We start from the raw sequence: 18,752 nt of genomic DNA on the forward strand, positions 1-18,752 counted from the left end.
TGTCAATTAGCATGAAGTTTCTAAATAAGTTTCATATTGTGAAGGTTCCATTCCTTCTGGAAAATATTTACCTAATACCCGTTTTGCCTCTTGAGGATTTTTCTTCACAGCGATCTTTAAATATTTGCGATACTCATCATCTTTATGGAGCTCTCTCGCACAGGCGGCAAGGTAGGAAAACCCTTTGTTCCATTTTTCCTGAGGGGCGAGCAGAATGGTCTGAAACATTTCGTATGCAGTCAGAAAAAGCCCGTTTTCATAAAAAGAGACGGCTGACCGGAAGAAGACTTGAGGTGAGTTTGTATGATCGATAGCTTCCTCGTAGTATTTTTGTCCTTCCTTATATCTTTTGTTTTCCAGATAAATATGTCCCTTGAGGATCTTTAATTCATCCGGATCGCTGTTCGGTAATGTCATCGCCTTGTCAATATAGTGAATCGCCTCATCGACATGCCCGAGTTTGCTCTCTGCAAAAGCTAGTTGTTCATAGATTTCCTTCAGCTCTGTCTCGTCATCTCCTGCCAGTAGTTCAGCCCTTTTGATATGTGGGAAAGCTGCCTGAGGCTTATGGAGCCGAAACAGGGTGATTCCTAAAGATAATTCTACGATCCCACTGTCCGGGACCAGTAGAAGGTATTTCTTGAAATATTTTTCTGCTTCCGCATAGTTTCCTAATGAATAGAGTCCGTTTGCCTTGTTCAGTATAGCTTCGTCATCTTTTATGTTAATTGCGATGGCAAACTCACTACTCTGGATGGATTTTCTGATGTCCCCTTCTGACAGTTGTGTGGAAGCCAGTTTGTTCCATAATTCTTCCGAATAGGGATCTTCTTCCAGAAGTTGCTGGTAGATTTGGATGGCCTTCTTATAATTACTTGATCCTGTAGCAATACGGGCATCCAGCTCTTGATAATCTGTTGTATCTGTTTCGTTATTTCTTGCCAGCCATTTCCTGGCCTGATCATAGAGTTTGTAGTCCGCAAACAGGTTGGCCACATCGAAATAGTAATCCTGAACGGACATTTCTTCTTCCTCTTCCTCATTTTCAACGATGGGAATTTGTTCCTGCAGGTAATGGTCAGCTTCGTCTGTTTGTTGCTCTACGATCATGATTTCTGCAATGAGATAGAAATAGTCTATATCCGTTTTATCCTGGATTTGTGCAGCATATTTGCGAGCTTTCACCGGATTCTTCTCAACCAGTAGAAAGTATCTGGACAGGAAGGCCAGTGGCTCAATTGCTCCTGGAAAAAGTTCGAGCGCATAGCGAGCCCCCTCCAGTGCCTTGGATCCTTCTCCATTGGCCTGGTAATATTCGCAGATGCGAGTGAGGTCGTCAGAATCCATGAAGATGTGCTCTCCTTTGGTTCTGGCTTCCTCATATTCCTTCAGCATCCGTCGAAAATCCGGGGTATCGTAATAGCTGTCTCTCATTTTTCCTTATTCTTCATTTTAGCCCAGGTATCTTTCAGATTTACAGTTTTGTTGTAGATCAGATGCCCGGGGGTTGAATCCAGGTCGGCCATGAAATAACCTATACGCTGGAACTGGAGGTATTCTCCTGGTTTCCTGTCAGCAGCGTAGTTTTCTACATAGCAATGCTGAAGGATATGCAGGCTGTTCGGGTTCAGTAATTCCCGGAAGTCTCGCTCATCTGCTGACGGGTTTTCTACCGTGAAAAGCCGGTCGTATTCCCGAATTTCGGCTTCCTTGCAATTATCCTGGCTGACCCAGTGGAGCGTACCTTTCACTTTCCGGTTTGCACCGGGCATTCCGCTCCTGCTTTCCGGATCGTAGGTCGCTTCGATCTCTGTTATCCGTCCCTGGTCGTCTTTCTTGCATCCTGTGCATTTGATGATATAGGCATTTTTCAGCCTTACTTCCTTGCCCGGTGTCATGCGGAAAAACTTTTTAGGAGCATCCTCCATGAAGTCAGTTCGTTCTATCCATAGTTTCTTCGTAAACTGGATGGTATGGCTGCCGGCAGTTTCATCTTCGGGATTATTGATGGCGGTCATCTCTTCGGTCTTTCCTTCCGGGTAATTGGTGATGATAAGACTTACCGGGTCTAGTACTGCACTTACACGTGTAGCCCGCTCATTCAGATCTTCCCTTACACTGGCTTCTAACAGGGCTATATCGTTGAGGGCATCAAATTTGGTGTAACCGATGGAGTCTATGAACTTCCGGATGCTTTCAGGGGAATAGCCTCTCCTGCGCATGCCGCATAATGTCGGCATGCGTGGATCATCCCATCCGGTAACTAATTTCTCATCTACCAGGGTATGGAGTTTACGCTTGGACATTACTGAATAGGTCAGATTCAACCTGTTGAACTCTATCTGTCGCGGACGGTTATCATCCATTTGATTGTCACTGCCGTCCATCTCCTTGAGGTAGTCTACAAAAAGATCATATAACGGACGGTGGGGGACAAATTCCAATGTACAGATGGAGTGAGTGACTCCCTCAAAATAGTCACTTTGTCCATGGGCAAAGTCGTACATCGGGTAGCAGTGCCATTGGGTTCCGGTACGGTGGTGGGGGGTCTGAATGATTCTGTAGATGACAGGATCACGTAACAGCATATCCGCGTTGGTCATATCAAGTTTGGCACGCAGTACCATTGAACCTTCTACTGCTTCGGCAGTATTCATGTGCCGGAAGAGTCGCAGGTTTTCCTCAATCGGGCGGTCTCTGTACGGACTGGATGTCCCCGGGGTCGTAGGAGTACCTTTCTGCTCGGCAATCTGTTCACTGGTCTGCTCATCTACATAGGCCCTTCCCTCCTGGATCATCCAGATGGCAAAATTCCATAATTTTTCAAAGTAGTCAGAGGCATAATAGATGTGCCCCCATTTGAAGCCAAGCCACTTAATATCGTTAAGGATATTCTCTACATATTCATTGTTTTCCTTGCTGGGATTCGTATCGTCAAAACGAAGGTTGCAGACACCATGGTACTTTTCGGCAATACCGAAATCCATGCAGATGGCTTTCGCATGACCGATATGCAGATACCCGTTGGGTTCTGGTGGAAACCGGGTCTGGATGCGTCCACCATTTTTGCCTTTTTCCAGATCTTCCTGAACGAGTCGTTCTACAAAACTGATGCTCTTTTTTTCTTCGTGATTTTCTTCTTTTATTGCCATAACAACAAAACTATAGATATTTACTATTGGCTGCAAAGGTACTAAAAAGATCGTAGACTGACCAAGCCTCGATTGCAGTTTTTTTGTTCACATGTAAACGAATGTTTAGAAATGGGAGAAAATTTATAGAGATATGTTCTTAAACATGTAAAAGAATTTGCAGAAGACAAATAAATCTTTTATCTTTGCAACATTATCCTGAATACAATCTTTTTACCTTAAAAGAAGCTAATACCTATTGAGATAAGCGTTTCCCTTTGTGAAAAGGGAGACGCTTCTATTTTTTGTATGGATTCCTGACTTTCCGGAATCCGGTAATTGTAATGAATTGATACTTTTTCCTTTTAGTGTGGACAGCGTGGATGTGTTGTCTTCATGTTATTAAAATAACCATGTAACATTTTCGAAACAGGAATGTAAATACATCGTCATCATATAGAAACCATGGCGTAACACTTGATATTTACTTTTGTGTTCGAGGATAAAAATCAATAAGTAGTGTTTCTGACAGAGTGATGTTGACCATCCGTCACATCTTTGTAACAGATTCTTTATATAAACATAACATCGAAGACATCATATTGAAACACGGGCGGAATATCTTTGCAGAATAATATAAGAATGGACCTTTATCATTCATCTTAAAAAGGAAGATTATAAAAAAAATTATTTCAATAATGAGCATCATGTTAGTCTCTACAGTCGGTATGGCTCAAGAAACAACATTTAAACCAGGCGGTCAGCCGGTACTTAAGGTTTTCACTGATTTCAGAGTACAGTCGACAGACGGAAAAACGAATACTGCCTTTGAACTATCAAGAGTCTATTTAGGTTATGCTTATTATTTCTCTCCTTATTTTTCTACAAAGGTCGTATTGGATGTTACGGATAAGAATAATGGGTATCAAGGTTCTGCCTATACAGTTTATGCCAAAAATGCTTATGGCGAATATTCCAGAGATGGACTTACTCTTGATTTCGGCTTGATAGGTACGAATACTTTTAATTGGCAGGAATCTCTTTGGGGAAAGCGCTATCTTTTAAAGTCCTTCCAGGATCTGAATGGTTTTGCTTCCAGTGCTGACCTTGGCTTGGGAATAAAATATCAGATTGCCCCCGAAGTAAGTATGGATGTGCAGGTGGTTAATGGGGAAGGCTACAAATCGGTACAGGCAGACAGTGCTGTGAAAGTGTCGGCCGGATTGACGTATCAGCCTGTTAGAAATTTTTATATGCGCATATATGGTGATTATTTGAAGAAAAAGGAGGCACAGATAACGTTCAATGCAATGTTAGCTTATCAATGTGACAGGTTTACGGTTGGCGGTGAATATAATAGGCAGACCGGGCATAATAAAGTGAAAGATCATAATCTGAATGGCCTCTCGTTCTGGGGAACCTGCCATCTGAATAGGATCATGACCGTATTCGGCCGTTATGATTATCTGAGTTCTAAAAAACTGAATGGTTCTGATGAGGGGTGGAATAGTGCCCAGGATGGGAACTTATATGTCGCGGGCATGGAATTCTTCCCGGTAAAGGGTGTATCAATCTCTCCCAACGTTCAGATTCAGGATCCGAAATTGTCTGGTTCAAAACCGACAACATGTTTCTTATTGAGTTTTCAGTATAAGTTATAGTATAAAGGTCATTTAAATATAAAAATTTATGAAGAAAAAAATTATTTTAATTGCCGTATTGAGTATAGTTGTTATCGGATTAGGCGTAATCATTTTCGGCAACAAGAGTGATTCAAAAACTATTTCCGGTGCAGGAGCTACATTCCCTCAGCCGTTTTATAATGCTGCATTCATCAGGTATGAACACCTGACTCATGTCAAGGTCACTTATGGAGGAATCGGCTCTGGCGGTGGCATCCGGAGCTTGAAAGATAAGGTCGTAGACTTTGGAGCTTCTGACGCTTTTCTCAGTGATAAGGAGTTGAAGGAAATGCCGGCTCCTGTTGTACATATACCGACGTGCTGTGGAGCTGTTGTCATTGCCTTTAACCTGCCGGGTATCAAACAGATCAAATTGACTCCTGATGTGCTGGCCGGCATATTCTCCGGAAAGATTAAAAACTGGAATAGTGATGAGTTGAAAAAGATTAATCAGGGGATTCATTTTCCGAATAAGGCAATCGTTGTCATCCATCGTTCTGACGGTAGTGGAACCACTAATATGTTTACGGACTATTTGTCAAGGGTAAATGCTGAGTGGAAAGCAAAAATTGGTTCCGGAAAAACTGTAAACTGGCCCGTCGGCATAGGTGCCAAAGGGAATCCAGGGGTTGCTGGAACCATTCATCAGACGGTAGGTTCTATCGGGTATGTTGGCTCTGAGTATGCTTTTGCAGAACATCAGCCGGCAGCATTGCTCCAGAATAAATCGGGCAGGTTTATCGAGGCTTCTGTCGCATCCGCAAGTGCTGCCGCCAAATGTACTATTCCTGCTGATACTCGTGTGATGCTGAACAATTCATCGGCAAAAGATGCTTATCCAATTGCAGGTTTTACCTGGCTGCTTCTTTACAAAGACCAGGCTTATAATCATCGTTCCTTTGCTCAGGCTCAGGCTACTTTGAAATTGATTGATTGGATGTTAGGAAGTGATGCCCAGGGAATCGCTTCGAAAGTGAGCTATGCTCCGCTGCCTCCTGCTGTTGCTGCAAGGGCTAAGGCAATATTGCGCACGATTACTTACAAGGGTAAACGAGTTTTAAAATAAAAGACAAAGGGCGGACTTTATGTCCGCCTGTATATAGGTATGCAAATCAATAGTGATAAGGTTCTAAAACGTGTATTATTCGCTTCCTCTTTGGTGATCTTACTGATAGGGGTAGCGATTTTAATCTCTTTAATAGAAGGTTCCATGCCATCCATCTCAAAGATGGGATGGAAATTTCTGGTATCATCGAAATGGGATCCTACTCAGGGGAGTGAACATTATGGTGCATTGGCCTTTATCGTTGGCACGTTGATGACCTCTGTACTGGCTCTGATCATCGCCATTCCCTTGGCATTTTTCACGTCGCTTTTTATCGCGGAATACTTCAAGGGCACTAAATTAGGGGCTGTTGTAGGAACCCTGGTGGATCTGTTGGCTGGCATACCTTCGATCATTTATGGACTTTGGGGATTCTATATCCTCTGTCCGCTTGTGGTCAAGTCGGGGCTGAGTCCACAAGGTTTTGGCATCTTTACATCATCTTTGATATTAGCAGTCATGATTGTTCCGTATGCTACCTCGTTAAGTAATACGGCAATAGCAATGGTTCCTAACGAACTGAAGGAGGCTGCTTATTCTCTGGGTGCTACCAGAATGGAGGTGATCAGAACGGTTATCTTGCCTAATGCCCGTTCAGGCATGGCTGCCAGTTATGTGCTGGCATTGGGCCGTGCCATGGGGGAAACGCTTGCGGTGACCATGCTGATCGGTAATGCGGACGTTATACCACACAGTATCTTCAGTACGGGTAACACGATGGCAAGTGTCATCGCTAATCAGTTTGGCGAGGCTAGCGGATTGCAATTAAGTGCATTGATTGAGATAGGTTTGCTGCTGTTCATTATCACGACAATAGTGAATGCGATAGGCAAATATATTATTAAAAAGATTGGACAATGAATCATTCTATGGCTGTGGAGAAAAAATATAGTTCTCTGTCTTCTATAAGGTATCGGAAGACTAAAGATCGTCTGTTCAAGGGAGCTGTCATGTTTTTTTCCTTTATCACGATCTCAATGGTGTTCTTGATCATCGGGACCTTGCTGATCAAGGGCTACCGGCAGATCAACTGGGCCTTTTTCACCCAGGTCGCTCCTGATACTTTTTCGGCGATGATGGCAAAGTCCAGCGGGCAGATCATACCTGGCGGCATTGCTAATGGTATCCTCGGCTCTCTTTATCTCGTTGCAATTGCCTCGGTTCTTTCCATACCCATCGGCATCTTGATCGGGGTATATCTGTCGGAGAACAGCGAGAAGAAATATGCAGGTCTGATACGTGATATTGCAGACATTTTGCAGGGGGTTCCTTCCATCGTCATCGGACTGATTGCCTATATATGGATAGTGGTTCCGGTTACCAGAAGTTATTCGGTCCTGGCTGGTGGGGTGGCATTGGCGATTATGATGCTCCCGCTGATCGTCCGGTCCACGGAAGAGTCTCTGAAGAGGGTGCCTAATACCCTCAAGGAGGCTGCAATAGCTCTTGGCACTCCTTACTACAAAGTGATTTGGAGGGTAGTCATCCCATCTGCCTTTTCCGGCCTGATGAGTGGCATCCTCCTTTCTGTCTCTCGGGTGCTCGGGGAGACGGCTCCTTTGATGCTGACTACTCTTGGGAACCCGAATATCAACTGGAATATCATGAAGCCTGGCAGTGCTGTACCCTTGCTGATATGGCAATTTTATAATAATCCGAATATGGTCGATCTTATCTGGAGCTCGACGATTTTCCTGATGGGATTTGTGTTGTTACTCAATTTGACGTCTAAATGGATAGAAGCTAAGAGAAAGAAATAACAGATAGAAATACGGAATATGAAAGAAACAGAAGAAGAAAGAATTGCCCCTCCGGTAATGTTGATAGATAATATTTCAATAAGTTATGGTGATGATAAATATGCAGTGAAAAATGTATCGGCTAAAATATTGGGTAATTCGATCACGGCAATCATGGGGCCGTCCGGATGCGGAAAGACTACACTATTGCGGGCGATTAACCGGATGCATGAGTTGTACCCTAATATACATACCAAGGGGAAAATATGGCTCAATGGTAATAATATCTATGATATGCCGACCATCAATTTGCGCCGTAAAATCGGAATGGTCTTCCAGCGTCCTAACCCGTTTCCTACATTGAGTATATTTGATAATGTGATAGCTGGTTATAAGTTGAATGGTATTCATCTGAAAAAATCTGAGAGGGAAGAGATCGTGGAGACTTCCTTAAAGGATGTTGCTCTTTGGGATGAGGTTAAAGACTCTCTTCACAGCAAGGGAAATTTCCTTTCGGGAGGGCAACAACAGCGCCTCTGCATTGCACGGACGATAGCCTTCAGGCCTGAAGTCATCCTGCTGGATGAGCCGACGTCTGCCCTTGATCCTATCTCAACGGCCAAAATAGAAGACCTGCTGGTCGGATTGAAAAAAAACTATACCATAATTATGGTTACTCACAATATGTCCCAGGCTGCACGAATCTCTGATAAATCGATGTTTATGTACTTGGGTGAACTGGTTGAATATGACAATACTCAGAAGATGTTTACGACTCCCTCTGACCCTCGTACCGAGGCTTATCTCACGGGTAAATTCGGATAAAGTGTTATAAACAATATAAAAATAGAGATTATGGCGATAACTAAAGACAATGCTTTGCACGCGATATTGGTCCATTTCAATGAGATGGTGAAAATTGTGATGCGTCAACTTGACATTATGGATAAAATGATCATTGATCATACCATACAGATTCCTCCTGAACTCCAAAAGGAAATAAAGGAAAATGAGGACAAGATAGATGAGTATGAAACAGGCCTGGGGAATGAGATCATAGACATTATCGTCTTGCAGAGCCCTGTGGCTTCCGATATTCGTAAGATTATGGCTGCGTACCAGATTATATCTAATCTGGAAAGAATCGGTGACCAGGTTAAGAATATAGACAAATTGTTGCCCCGTATCGAGGATAAAGAGATTTATGAACACATGGTACCTGTTATCTCCAGCATGATGGCATCAAGCATTATGATGGTCAAGAGATCCATTTCCTCATTTGTTGATGATGATAATAATGCGGCGATCTGGACGATAAAAAATGATGATGTCGTGGATGAGATTAATCATAAACTGATCCAGGATACGATTCAGAAAAGTCACTATCCTAACGATATTCAGCATCTGTTGTTTACGTTTATAAACGTAAACAGCATTATTTCAAATATCGAACGTATTGCTGACCATGCGACGAATATCGCTGAGGCTTCCATTTATGCCAACATAGGTGAAAACTTGCGTCATAGTAAAGTCGTCTTCAGGGATTCTGATTCAGAACCCAAGCATTAGGCTTGTCCTTTATTTCTTCTTTGCTTTCTTTCTTGATCAGGCAGGTCTCTGTGTGGAAACCTGCCTGATTGTGTGTTTTCTTTTACAGGTCAGTTCATTCAATCACTTGATGCCTCTTTCATTTAAGGCCTTGGAATACCTGGCTGCATTTTGCAGATGCTCGCTATAGGTGCGGGCAAAATTATGGGTGCCGCTGAAATCTTCTTTCGCACACATGTACAAGTAGTTGTGGTGCACATAATTGAGTACCGCGTCTATTCCGGCTACCGTAGGGATACAGATCGGGCCGGGGGGCAGTCCCGGATTTTTATAAGTATTATAAGGACTGTTAATGTACAGAAGATTGTTATAAATACGTTTTAAATCAAATCGTTTCCAGGCAAACTTGATGGTCGGATCGGATTGCAAGGGCATGCCGTCGGGATACTTGGCACTGCGTACTTTCAACCGGTTATAGTATAAGCCGGCTATCATGGGCTTTTCTGCGTCATTATTCGTTTCTGAATCTACAATACTGGCCAGGGTGATCACCTGGACGGGGGTGAACCCCATCGCTTCAGCTTTCTTGATGCGTTCAAAATTCCAGAACTTCTTGCTTTCCTTTTGCATCCTGTCCAAAAATCTAGGGATACTGATATCCCAGTAGACATCGTAGGTGTTCGGGATGAACATGCAGGCAATCGTTGTCGTATCATAACCGTAATGCCTGCAGACTTGTTCATTTGTCAGAGAATCATAAAGTTGTTCTTCGTCCAGCATCAGCTTTTTACTTACATCGTAGGAGAGGTCTCCGATGGTTCTTACTGCTGAGGGGATGGACAGGTCTACGGGAGTCTGCTGCCCGTTTCTCAAATGGCGGAAAAGGGTCAGGGCACCTTCTCCCTTACGTATGGCATAACGCCCTGTGCGGATATGCTGGGCATAATCGAAATGGCGGGCAAGGGTTCGGAAGGCGAAGAAACTATGGGCGTTGGCTATCGGACGGAGTTTGTCATATACGGAATCAATGCTATCATCCTTGTCTATATAAAGATAGGACGTTTCTGATTTTGCGGAAAAAGAAGAGAAGAAGTAGTAGTACACTACTCCTAAGATCACCACCAAGCATATTGCTATGGCGGTAATATACTTCTTACATGTCTGATGTTTCATTTTTTTGTCTTTAGAAATCGGTGCAAAGATAGTAATAAATTAAGAAACATGAGTGAAGAATTATTATTTATTTTTATACCTTTGCATAAAAATAATGGTGTATGAAATTAGAGTTTAGTATTGTGTATCATACTGAATGGGGACAGTCTGTTCATCTTGTTCTCAATTATATCAGCAACAACGGTCGCAAGAGCAAGATGGAGTTTCTCTTGCACACGGGTGACGGATATTTATGGACACTGGAGACTTCGGTAGTCGATTTTCATCAGTCTCCCTCAGCCTATATCTGCTATTGGTATCAGGTAGAAGATGAGAAAGGGAAAGTGCTCAGAAGGGAGTGGACACAGTCTTACAGGATTTATACTTATGATCCTACGAAAGATTATACCTTCCAGGATTCCTGGCGTGATATACCTTATCCTTATTGTACCCTTTCTGAATCCATGAATGAGGAGGATCGTGGCTCGCTGGAATCCAGTCAATTGCTTCCTCATGACAATATCGTCATCTATGACCGGACAATACTTTTCCGCGTCTCAGCCCCTGATTTGCGGGAAAATGAGTCGGTGGCGATCTGTGGCAATCATGCTGTTTTAGGCAGCTGGAATCCGAAACGCTATCTGCTGATGAAGTGTGTCTCGCAGCATGAGTGGCTTCTGAGCGTTGACGTATTTGCCGTGAACACTTCCCTGGAATATAAATATGTCGTAATCAATAATGATACCCGCAGTCTCAGGCAGTGGGAGACGGGAGAGAACAGAACGGTGGAGGTCAGCAATATTACGGATAATCATGTGCTGGTAGTCGATGGTGGCCTGCTGAGAGTTAAGGATAGTTCTCTGGAAGCCCGCATTACGGTGGAAACGGACCAGCCTGATAAGGTGATGAATGCTTTGTATCATTTGCCGGTCAGAATCAAAAAATTCAATTGGTTCCAGTCTTATGATACTTATGTCTTTGACCTGGACGGTACTTTGCTGAATACTCTTCGTGACCTGGCAGCGAGTTGCAATTATGCCCTTCATACTGCCGGGATGCCGGAACGGACTATAGAAGAGGTCCGCAGGTTCGTGGGAAATGGTGTGAAAAAACTCATGGAGCGTGCCATCCCGGGGGGACTGGATAATCCTGAATTCGATTCCACTTACCAGATCTTCCGGAAGCATTATCTCCTTCACAGTCTAGACACAACACAACCTTATCCGGGGATTCCTGAAATGTTGAAACGACTGGTGGATAAGGGAAAGGGGGTGGCTGTCGTAAGTAATAAGTTTTATGCTGCCACACAGGAACTTTGCCGGCACTTTTTCCCCCAGGTAAAGGTGGCAATAGGTGAGCGGGAAAATATTCAGAAAAAACCGGCTCCTGATACGGTCCTGGAAGCCTTGAGACAACTCGGCGTCTCTCGCTCACATGCGGTCTATATAGGTGACAGCGATGTGGATATTATGACCGCCCGTAATTGCAAAATGCCGTGCATAAGTGTACTCTGGGGATTCCGTAACCGGGAATTCCTGATCGAACACGGAGCTACTACTTTAGTAGAATCACCGGAGGAAATTTTCTGAACTTGATTAAACTTGAAGGCACACTCATCCTTGCAGGCAAAACCCTTCTGACAGAAATAAGAACTTTCTGACAGAGAATTTTGCAGATTGCATGGAATTCTGACCTTACAGGGAATGTAATTCGATATACTCCTGGACAGCTATCTTGTAGGTATCAGAAATAGGGATAAAAGTTTCGTTGAATCTGATCCTGAACCGGTCTATCATGGGAATAGAAGGCATGTGCACAATGTAGGAACGGTGTACACGCATGAATTCCGGACGAGGCAGGAAATTATCCAGCCTTTTCATGTTCATCAGACAAACAACCGGTTTGAGGTTACCTTTCAGAAAGAATTTCACATAGTCTTTCTGTCCCATAATGTAAAGGATGTCGTCAAATTTGATTTGTACAGTTTTGTACTCACTGTTGACAAAAAAGAAGCGGTCCTCTTTTATTAACCCTTTTTTCTTTTGTTCTTCCATATCTATAAATCTATATGTTTTATTAAAAATAGAGGTATATATCTTTTTTCTCCCCTAAGTTTATTAAACGTTGCCACTTATAGTCATTTGACGAACTGTAATGACGAAGGTTTATTTTATTGCTCCAAAATTAACATTTGTTTGTTTTCTATTACTTATTAAACTGGTATAGTCTTGCAATGTATTTTCCAAGTATGTCAAATTCAATGTTCACGATACTGCCGATGTGCATATCACAGAAATTGGTATGGTCATGGGTATACGGTATGATCGCTACTGTAAAGGTGTTGTCTGTGGGCTGGCATACCGTCAGTGACACGCCGTTTACACTCACTGATCCCTTGTCTACGGTGAGATACCCTTTTTGGGCCATTTCCTGGTTCAGAGGATATTGAAAGGTATAGTAGACAGAGCCATCAGCATCTTTCATGTTGATGCATTGTGCGGTCTCGTCTACATGTCCCTGGACGATATGCCCGTCGAGGCGACTGTTCAGAGGCATAGACCTTTCTACATTTACTTTGTCTCCGATTTTCAATAACCCGAGGTTGGAACGGTCCAGGGTCTCTTTCATTGCGGTGACGGTATAGGTGTCGTCCCGTGTCTTCACTACAGTGAGGCATACCCCGTTGTGGCTGATGCTCTGGTCTGTCTTCAGTTCCCTGGCAAAAGGGCAGGTGAATGTGAAATCGATATTCCCACGTGTTTTCTTTATAGCTGTTACGGTAGCCATCTCCTCTATAATACCACTAAACATATTGATCGGTGTCTTTTATTATGGGTAAAATAAAAAACAGGAATCACTTTGACTCCTGTTCCATTAAGAAAGGGGTCGCTCGACGATGTGATGAAAACTCCGAGTTTTTAACATTTGAGTGTACCTTTAGTTTTTGTAATCCACCGGATTCCAAAGAATTTTTTCACCTGAGCGAATGTTGTGGCCCGCCATAGACTAAAGAACGACCCGGTTTTCGTATTAATTTGATGAGTATCCCAATCAAATCGAAACGACCCCAATATTTTATCCTTTCATTTACAAAGTTACTCATTCTCTTTTAATTCTCCAAATATTCTATGAAATATTTTTCTCAATTGTACAGGATCATCGATGATATTACGGATTGTATTGAGATTTTTCTCATTAGGACTTCCTGAAATCCATAAGTGGATATATCCGTTGCGGGAATACTTTTCATTCATGTGTCTTTGAAAGTTGTCCCATTGTTGTTCTTCTTCTTTTCCCGGATAATTTTCCATCCCGTATTCGATGGCCCGGCGAAATACAATTTCGGGTTCAAGGTCTCGGTCTGCCTCTGCGACGATTTTTCCGTACAGACTTCTTGGGCATCGGCTCATGGAGGCCCTGTGATCCTCTACGGCTTCTTTCATCACCTTTATTTGTTCAGGGGTAAACCATTTCCTCAATCGTACATCATTTGCGAGAATCTTTCCTCCGGTAATCTGATGGATGGCCCTTGGTCCTATCATGCCCAGGTCATGATAGGCTGCGATGGCATAGACCATGTTGATGTTGGCACCTGTAGTACGGGACAGTATGAGGCTGTTTTGTATCACTCGTGTCACGTGTTCCAGACCGTGGCTCTTTCCGAACTGATTATAGCGGGGCAGAATTTGGGTCTCTATGAATTCCATGAGATCCAGGCTGACTTGTTGTTGCATAGGATAATGTTTAGATAAAAATTGCGCTGATGGCCACAATCAATCCAAAGAGGAACATGTTCCGGGCATTCTTGCCGAGGATTCTATTCAGCTCTTTTCCATGATTGATTTTTTTCATCAGGCTGTAGGTATAGCAATGTAAGGTGCCGTAAAAGATGAGGAGGGCTACGGCCATTACGATCTTCCATTCTGGAGAAAAGTGATTCAGGGTATAACTGACGAGGATACTGATCATGATGAGGATGGCTAACAAGCCGTCTGACAGGTACAGCCGTTCGGCGTTGCGCTCTCCGATCCTGACGACCAGTGTCTTTTTCCCGTCTCGCCGGTCATTGTCCCGGTCCCGGTAATTGTTGACTACTAATAAGGTGTCTATGACTAACCCGCAGGCGATGGATGCTAATAGGATCTCTACTGTTATCCGGTGCATCGTGGCCGGCAGCTCCAGATAGTAGGTCAGGCATACCGGGATGATCCCGAAGAACAGGAGGACCAGGATGTCTCCAAGCCCCATGTAGGATAACCTGGTGGTATAGAGAAAACAGAAAAGGACGCACAGGACGCCGACGGCGATCATCCAGAATCCTCCATAGATAATCAGGGGAAGGCCGGTCAGGCACGCCAGGATGGTGGTCATGACGATACCTCTCCTCATTTTGGAGAGTGTGATCCATCCTTCTGAGCAGGCTCTTTTCGGACCAAGGCGTGTCGTCTTGTCATCATTGCCCTTCATGCCGTCAAAGTAATCATTGATAAAGTTGGCATCTATTTGCATGATGAAGGCAAATAGGAAGCACAGGATGGCCGGAATGGCTTGGAAAGAACTTGCCCCGGCGTCTCTTAAGGCAAAGCCTGTGCCGATCATGACAGGCACGGCAGCACCTGAAAGTGTTTTAGGACGTGCTGCCAGAATCCATGCCTTCCATGAGTTTGTTTTAACGTTTGATTCATTCATATTACTTTGTGTTTTATCTTGATCCTGGTTGACAGGAATAGTATAGTATGGTCGGACCATGGAAGTGGCCTGACCTTGGTCAATTGAAGAAATTCCAACTGATGCCAAAACGGACTATGGCCGGATCCAAAGGATAGTGGGGGGTGTAGAAATAGTCCTTATTGCCGCTTTTTCCGTTCAGATGACTATACATGACGAAGAAACGGGTATGCTTCAGGTCAAAATTGATATAGGCATTGACCATGGGGTAGTTGCCGATTTTCACCCTTTGGCTGTTCTGGCTGTCCTGTACCGTGAACACACCCATGGCGGGACTGTAGTCGGGAGCATAATAAGAGGTGAAGTATCTCATGTCGATTCCCAGATCGGTATGCAGCACCCGTGCGATCCTGAAACGGAGATAGAGGTTGGTATAGACATTCAGCGTCGGCACTGGCAAAGCATTGTCATCGGATGATTTCTGGAAGGTCAGCACGTTTTCCCAGTGGAAAATCTGATATTCGAAATTCTGGAAGAGTTGGACGGTGAGCAGACTCATGTTTCCTCCCTTTTGCTTCACGCTCACCGTGTTGCCTGTCCGGCTATAGGTGTCACCACTGTGGACGATATTATAATCTTGCATGAAGTAAGTGTAATTCTGGAGGTTGTCGTAAGCAACCCTGAGTTTTGTCTGGGTCTTTCGTATCGTAAAGTCTCCCATCAGCCGGCTGTGGATGATCTTGTCGAGGTTGGTGTTGTCCCACCAGAAATGACGTGAATGATAATGGCGGAAGTAGAAGGTGGGATTGGTCCGGTGCAGGAAGGCGTTGGCCGCTAACTGCACCGTATCACCAAACAGTTTGAAGTTGAGGTCTGCGTTGCCGTCCAGCAGGAGGTTCTGGGCATCCTGTCCTACTATTCCAAGTTCTGCAGTAACATTATAATGGAGCAGACTGCCCTGGGTCTTGCTTAATTGTCCGCCAATGCTCAGGGTCCGTTCATTATAGGTGGCCCTGCCGCCTCCTGTAGAATCAGGGAGCTCGAAATGTCTCAGGTCATAACTCGCGAAAGCTTTTAATCCTGCCTTCGCATATTTGTTGAATCCTTCAAGCAAGGCAATGGCGAAGGTGTTCTTGAATTCAAAATGCCGTGTAGAATCATAAATGGAATCTCCGACATTGTATCTTTCATTGGCAGGGTAACTGTTGAGATAGTAGTTATCCGGCGTCTGATAGGCTTGGTAAATGCGATGATAGCTGTCAAATTTCATGGTGTGGATGAAACTTGTTACCGGCACGTATTCACTCTTTGTCCATGAGGTATCCTCTGGGGCTTTCCCGTTTTTAGCAAGAAGACTGTCCGCTGATGCCTTTCCGTTGACTGCTATCCGGTCACCCGGATTCTTACCCTTAGGGATTGCTGCCGGTTCATTTCCTTCAATCTTAGCACTTTCGGGTCTTCCGTTAGTCAGTTCCTTCTGGTTCTTCTCGTAAGTTTTCTGATCGAAATGCCTGCCTTCGTCTTTTGCCTTTTTCTCCTCTTTCTCTTTGTTCTTGGCAGCATCATTTTCCTTCTTTGAGGCAATAGCAAATTTTCTGGCTTTGATTTCTTCGGCTGTCATCGGAACTTTCCGACTGAACCCGAGGCTGTAACGATGGGTGAAGAAGATGTGCTGATTGTCATTCCTGTTCCAGTTTTCCTCCAGGACTGTCGGGATCTCATCGGTCTCGTAATTCTCATTGAAGGTTTCGGGATGGGTGATATAATTATCATTCGTTATTCCACCGTTCTCTGCAACTTTTTCATGATTGAGGGAGATGAGAAGATGGGCCTGATATTGGTCTCCGATATAGGAAGCCCAGGTCGTATAGCCGAAATGAGATGTACTTTGATTACTGTAATAGCCTCTGCCATACTTATAGTCGAAGCGGAAACCTACTCCCAACCTTTTCCCTGCGTTGACCGCATAGAGGGCCTTGAAATCATCTTCGCCATCGATACGATTACCGCATTCATTTAGGGTTACATTGGTGATGGGGGAATATGTGTTGGTGAAATGCTGGACTCCGACGGGTCTGACAAAATAATCATAAGGTTGAGTGAATATGAATTGAGATGGATCAGGCCGGTCGATGAAAATACGGGCGATGCGTGGGGATCCCATGTTGCCTAACGTATTGTATTCTCCTCTCAGTCCGGTCGTAAACGTAGTGTTCATATACATGTAGGACAGGGTGTCCACTTGTGCAGGCGTACGGTCTCCGAAGCGTTCATCCACAGTCCATACATGAATGCCTCTGGGGATTTCCTTTTCACTGCCTAATGAGTCTGTCCGGTTTCGTTTATTGGTATTGCTGACATCTCCGTTCGCGTCAATTCCTTGAATAGAATTATTATTAGAATTGATTTGCGCCGAAATGGGAATTACGGCGCAAATCAGAAATAGCATCAAAAAAAATTTTCTCATTTATGAAAGAGTCGAAGTAAGACCTCAATAAATTTGATGGCTACAGCTGAAAGCATCACTATGATGGCGGGAGTTTTATACTGGCTGAAAAGGTAGAAGCATACTCCCACGACAGCTAAGATCATAAAAATGATGTTCAGGATGTTCCTGAGTTTGAATAGCGGCGAACGCTCTTCCTTGATGGGTTTCAAGCGTCGCAGGTGTCTGAATGGATTCTGGCCCTGGCTTAGGTTGTCCATGTTTTTGGATCTTTAATTTAATGCGATGATTTGTCTTCCTCGTTGCGGAACATGTCCGTCACCTGCTTGAAGATTTCATCTTTACGGTCAATGGTATACTTGCGGAATTTTCCATACATTCTGGCCAGATCATTTTTCTTCTTTGTCAAGGCATATTTGTCTGTGATGATCTCCTCGGCGGGGGAGTAGAACCCTCCGGGGCGCCCCTCTTCATAGATGTAGCTGAGACGGCTTATGGTCATTTTCAGATGTTGGTCGCTGCACTGGGCTATGATCGTATACATGAACTGCGCCCTGTCTACGGAAAGGAAAGTGCTTTTGAAGGTCATCCACTCCTTTATGGGCGCGGCGATAACTCCTCTGCTTGTGCTTACTAATGCAATCCTGCTTCCCTTTAGTTCATCTTTGCCTTTGGTCAGTTGACTTAAATAGTGATAAACGGAATCATAGATCTCCTCCTCATTCCGGCCGGGGATACGCTCATCCAACGTAAAAATAATCTTTCCTTCTTTGTCTGTCGGGACTGCTCCTGCGAGATATTTCGGGTTTTCTTTTAATTTGACGGCGTGTTGGGTTTCAGGGTTTTTTTCTTTCCCTCCGGATTCCTTTGTGGTTGCTGTCCGGGCTGTTGTCTGCCCTGGTATGGTCCAGTCAGCCGGACTTGCATTTTTTGCCTTTACGGTATCTTGTAAAGTGGTTATTTCTATTTTCCCCGGTGCCGGCTGGTTCCCCTCGACAGAACTGGCTCCCACCAGTAGGGGAAAGCATAACAGGATGATAGTAAATGCTTGCTTCATGATTTTTTTTATATCTGATATTGATAAGTTACAAAAGTAACAAAATATATTTGATTCCCCGTTGATTAAGTAATATTTAACTTTTGTCTTTTCTGCCTTTTTCCGTTTTTGCATGTTGTATGCAGGAAGAAAAAAATACTTGCAAAAAGACCAGGTCTGAATAAGTTGGATTCTTGATCATTTTCTGCAGAATGACATCAACTATCGTTTTAAAGCTAGATTAA

Annotated in this window: 17 protein-coding genes and 1 pseudogene; 8 read left to right on the forward strand and 10 right to left on the reverse strand. The window is 43.9% G+C overall.

The features are described from left to right. Positions 1–6: 6 nt before the first annotated feature. Positions 7–1,434 (reverse strand): tetratricopeptide repeat protein, encoded by a 1,428-nt coding sequence (locus ACYRYG_RS00130; protein WP_293417409.1) that lies wholly within the window; start codon positions 1,432–1,434, stop codon positions 7–9. Continuing rightward, on the reverse strand, positions 1,431–3,152 hold the full coding sequence (locus ACYRYG_RS00135; protein ID WP_293417406.1) for a glutamine--tRNA ligase/YqeY domain fusion protein: 1,722 nt from the start codon (positions 3,150–3,152) through the stop codon (positions 1,431–1,433). The genes ACYRYG_RS00130 and ACYRYG_RS00135 overlap by 4 nt, the downstream gene beginning before the upstream one ends. 677 nt (positions 3,153–3,829) lie before the next feature. On the opposite strand from ACYRYG_RS00135, the gene ACYRYG_RS00140 reads away from it, so the two are divergent. The 6 genes from ACYRYG_RS00140 to ACYRYG_RS00165 are packed head-to-tail and all read left to right on the forward strand — an operon-like array spanning position 3,830 to position 9,226. After that, positions 3,830–4,792, forward strand: a complete 963-nt coding sequence (locus ACYRYG_RS00140) for a hypothetical protein (protein WP_293417403.1) — start codon at positions 3,830–3,832, stop codon at positions 4,790–4,792. A 28-nt stretch (positions 4,793–4,820) separates the two neighbouring features. Continuing rightward, positions 4,821–5,879 (forward strand): phosphate ABC transporter substrate-binding protein PstS, encoded by a 1,059-nt coding sequence (gene pstS / locus ACYRYG_RS00145; protein ID WP_293417400.1) that lies wholly within the window; start codon positions 4,821–4,823, stop codon positions 5,877–5,879. Between the two features lie 39 nt (positions 5,880–5,918). Further along, on the forward strand, positions 5,919–6,779 hold the full coding sequence (gene pstC, locus ACYRYG_RS00150) for a phosphate ABC transporter permease subunit PstC (RefSeq protein WP_293417397.1): 861 nt from the start codon (positions 5,919–5,921) through the stop codon (positions 6,777–6,779). Further along, the gene (gene pstA / locus ACYRYG_RS00155) at positions 6,776–7,678 is read left to right on the forward strand and encodes a phosphate ABC transporter permease PstA (RefSeq protein WP_293417394.1); all 903 of its coding nucleotides are present in this window, start codon (positions 6,776–6,778) and stop codon (positions 7,676–7,678) included. The genes pstC and pstA overlap by 4 nt, the downstream gene beginning before the upstream one ends. 18 nt (positions 7,679–7,696) lie before the next feature. Further along, positions 7,697–8,482, forward strand: a complete 786-nt coding sequence (gene pstB / locus ACYRYG_RS00160; protein WP_293417391.1) for a phosphate ABC transporter ATP-binding protein PstB — start codon at positions 7,697–7,699, stop codon at positions 8,480–8,482. Between the two features lie 30 nt (positions 8,483–8,512). Further along, positions 8,513–9,226: a phosphate signaling complex PhoU family protein gene (locus ACYRYG_RS00165; RefSeq protein ID WP_293417388.1), complete on the forward strand. Its 714-nt coding sequence runs from the start codon at positions 8,513–8,515 to the stop codon at positions 9,224–9,226. Positions 9,227–9,328: 102 nt separating this feature from the next. On the opposite strand, the gene mltG is transcribed toward ACYRYG_RS00165, so the two are convergent. Continuing rightward, positions 9,329–10,378: an endolytic transglycosylase MltG gene (mltG, locus tag ACYRYG_RS00170; RefSeq protein ID WP_293417385.1), complete on the reverse strand. Its 1,050-nt coding sequence runs from the start codon at positions 10,376–10,378 to the stop codon at positions 9,329–9,331. A gap of 443 nt (positions 10,379–10,821) precedes the next feature. On the opposite strand from mltG, the pseudogene ACYRYG_RS00175 reads away from it, so the two are divergent. After that, positions 10,822–11,145, forward strand: a pseudogene (locus tag ACYRYG_RS00175) (carbohydrate-binding module family 20 domain-containing protein); the annotation flags it as partial. Positions 11,146–11,262: 117 nt separating this feature from the next. After that, on the forward strand, positions 11,263–11,946 hold the full coding sequence (locus ACYRYG_RS00180) for an HAD family hydrolase (protein WP_293417439.1): 684 nt from the start codon (positions 11,263–11,265) through the stop codon (positions 11,944–11,946). A 105-nt stretch (positions 11,947–12,051) separates the two neighbouring features. Here ACYRYG_RS00180 and ACYRYG_RS00185 read toward each other — a convergent pair whose 3' ends face one another. From ACYRYG_RS00185 to ACYRYG_RS00215, 7 genes are all read right to left on the reverse strand, one after another. Beyond that, positions 12,052–12,411 carry a LytR/AlgR family response regulator transcription factor gene (locus ACYRYG_RS00185; RefSeq protein WP_293417382.1) on the reverse strand — a complete coding sequence of 120 codons (360 nt, stop codon included), beginning with the start codon at positions 12,409–12,411 and terminating at the stop codon, positions 12,052–12,054. Positions 12,412–12,562: 151 nt separating this feature from the next. Next, the gene (locus tag ACYRYG_RS00190; protein ID WP_293417380.1) at positions 12,563–13,168 is read right to left on the reverse strand and encodes a riboflavin synthase; all 606 of its coding nucleotides are present in this window, start codon (positions 13,166–13,168) and stop codon (positions 12,563–12,565) included. Positions 13,169–13,452: 284 nt separating this feature from the next. Next, the gene (locus tag ACYRYG_RS00195; protein ID WP_293417377.1) at positions 13,453–14,091 is read right to left on the reverse strand and encodes an HD domain-containing protein; all 639 of its coding nucleotides are present in this window, start codon (positions 14,089–14,091) and stop codon (positions 13,453–13,455) included. A gap of 10 nt (positions 14,092–14,101) precedes the next feature. Then, complete coding sequence (gene menA, locus ACYRYG_RS00200) at positions 14,102–15,046, reverse strand: 1,4-dihydroxy-2-naphthoate octaprenyltransferase (RefSeq protein ID WP_460197276.1); 945 nt, start codon at positions 15,044–15,046, stop codon at positions 14,102–14,104. Between the two features lie 79 nt (positions 15,047–15,125). Further along, positions 15,126–17,492 (reverse strand): putative porin, encoded by a 2,367-nt coding sequence (locus ACYRYG_RS00205; protein ID WP_294077554.1) that lies wholly within the window; start codon positions 17,490–17,492, stop codon positions 15,126–15,128. Next, positions 17,489–17,731 carry a mechanosensitive ion channel protein MscS gene (locus ACYRYG_RS00210; protein ID WP_293417371.1) on the reverse strand — a complete coding sequence of 81 codons (243 nt, stop codon included), beginning with the start codon at positions 17,729–17,731 and terminating at the stop codon, positions 17,489–17,491. The genes ACYRYG_RS00205 and ACYRYG_RS00210 overlap by 4 nt, the downstream gene beginning before the upstream one ends. 17 nt (positions 17,732–17,748) lie before the next feature. Next, a complete protein-coding gene (locus tag ACYRYG_RS00215) occupies positions 17,749–18,528 on the reverse strand; it encodes a DUF4468 domain-containing protein (protein ID WP_293417368.1) in 780 nt (259 codons plus the stop codon). Positions 18,529–18,752: the final 224 nt, after the last annotated feature.

It is taken from the genome of Segatella asaccharophila, from assembly GCF_054687055.1.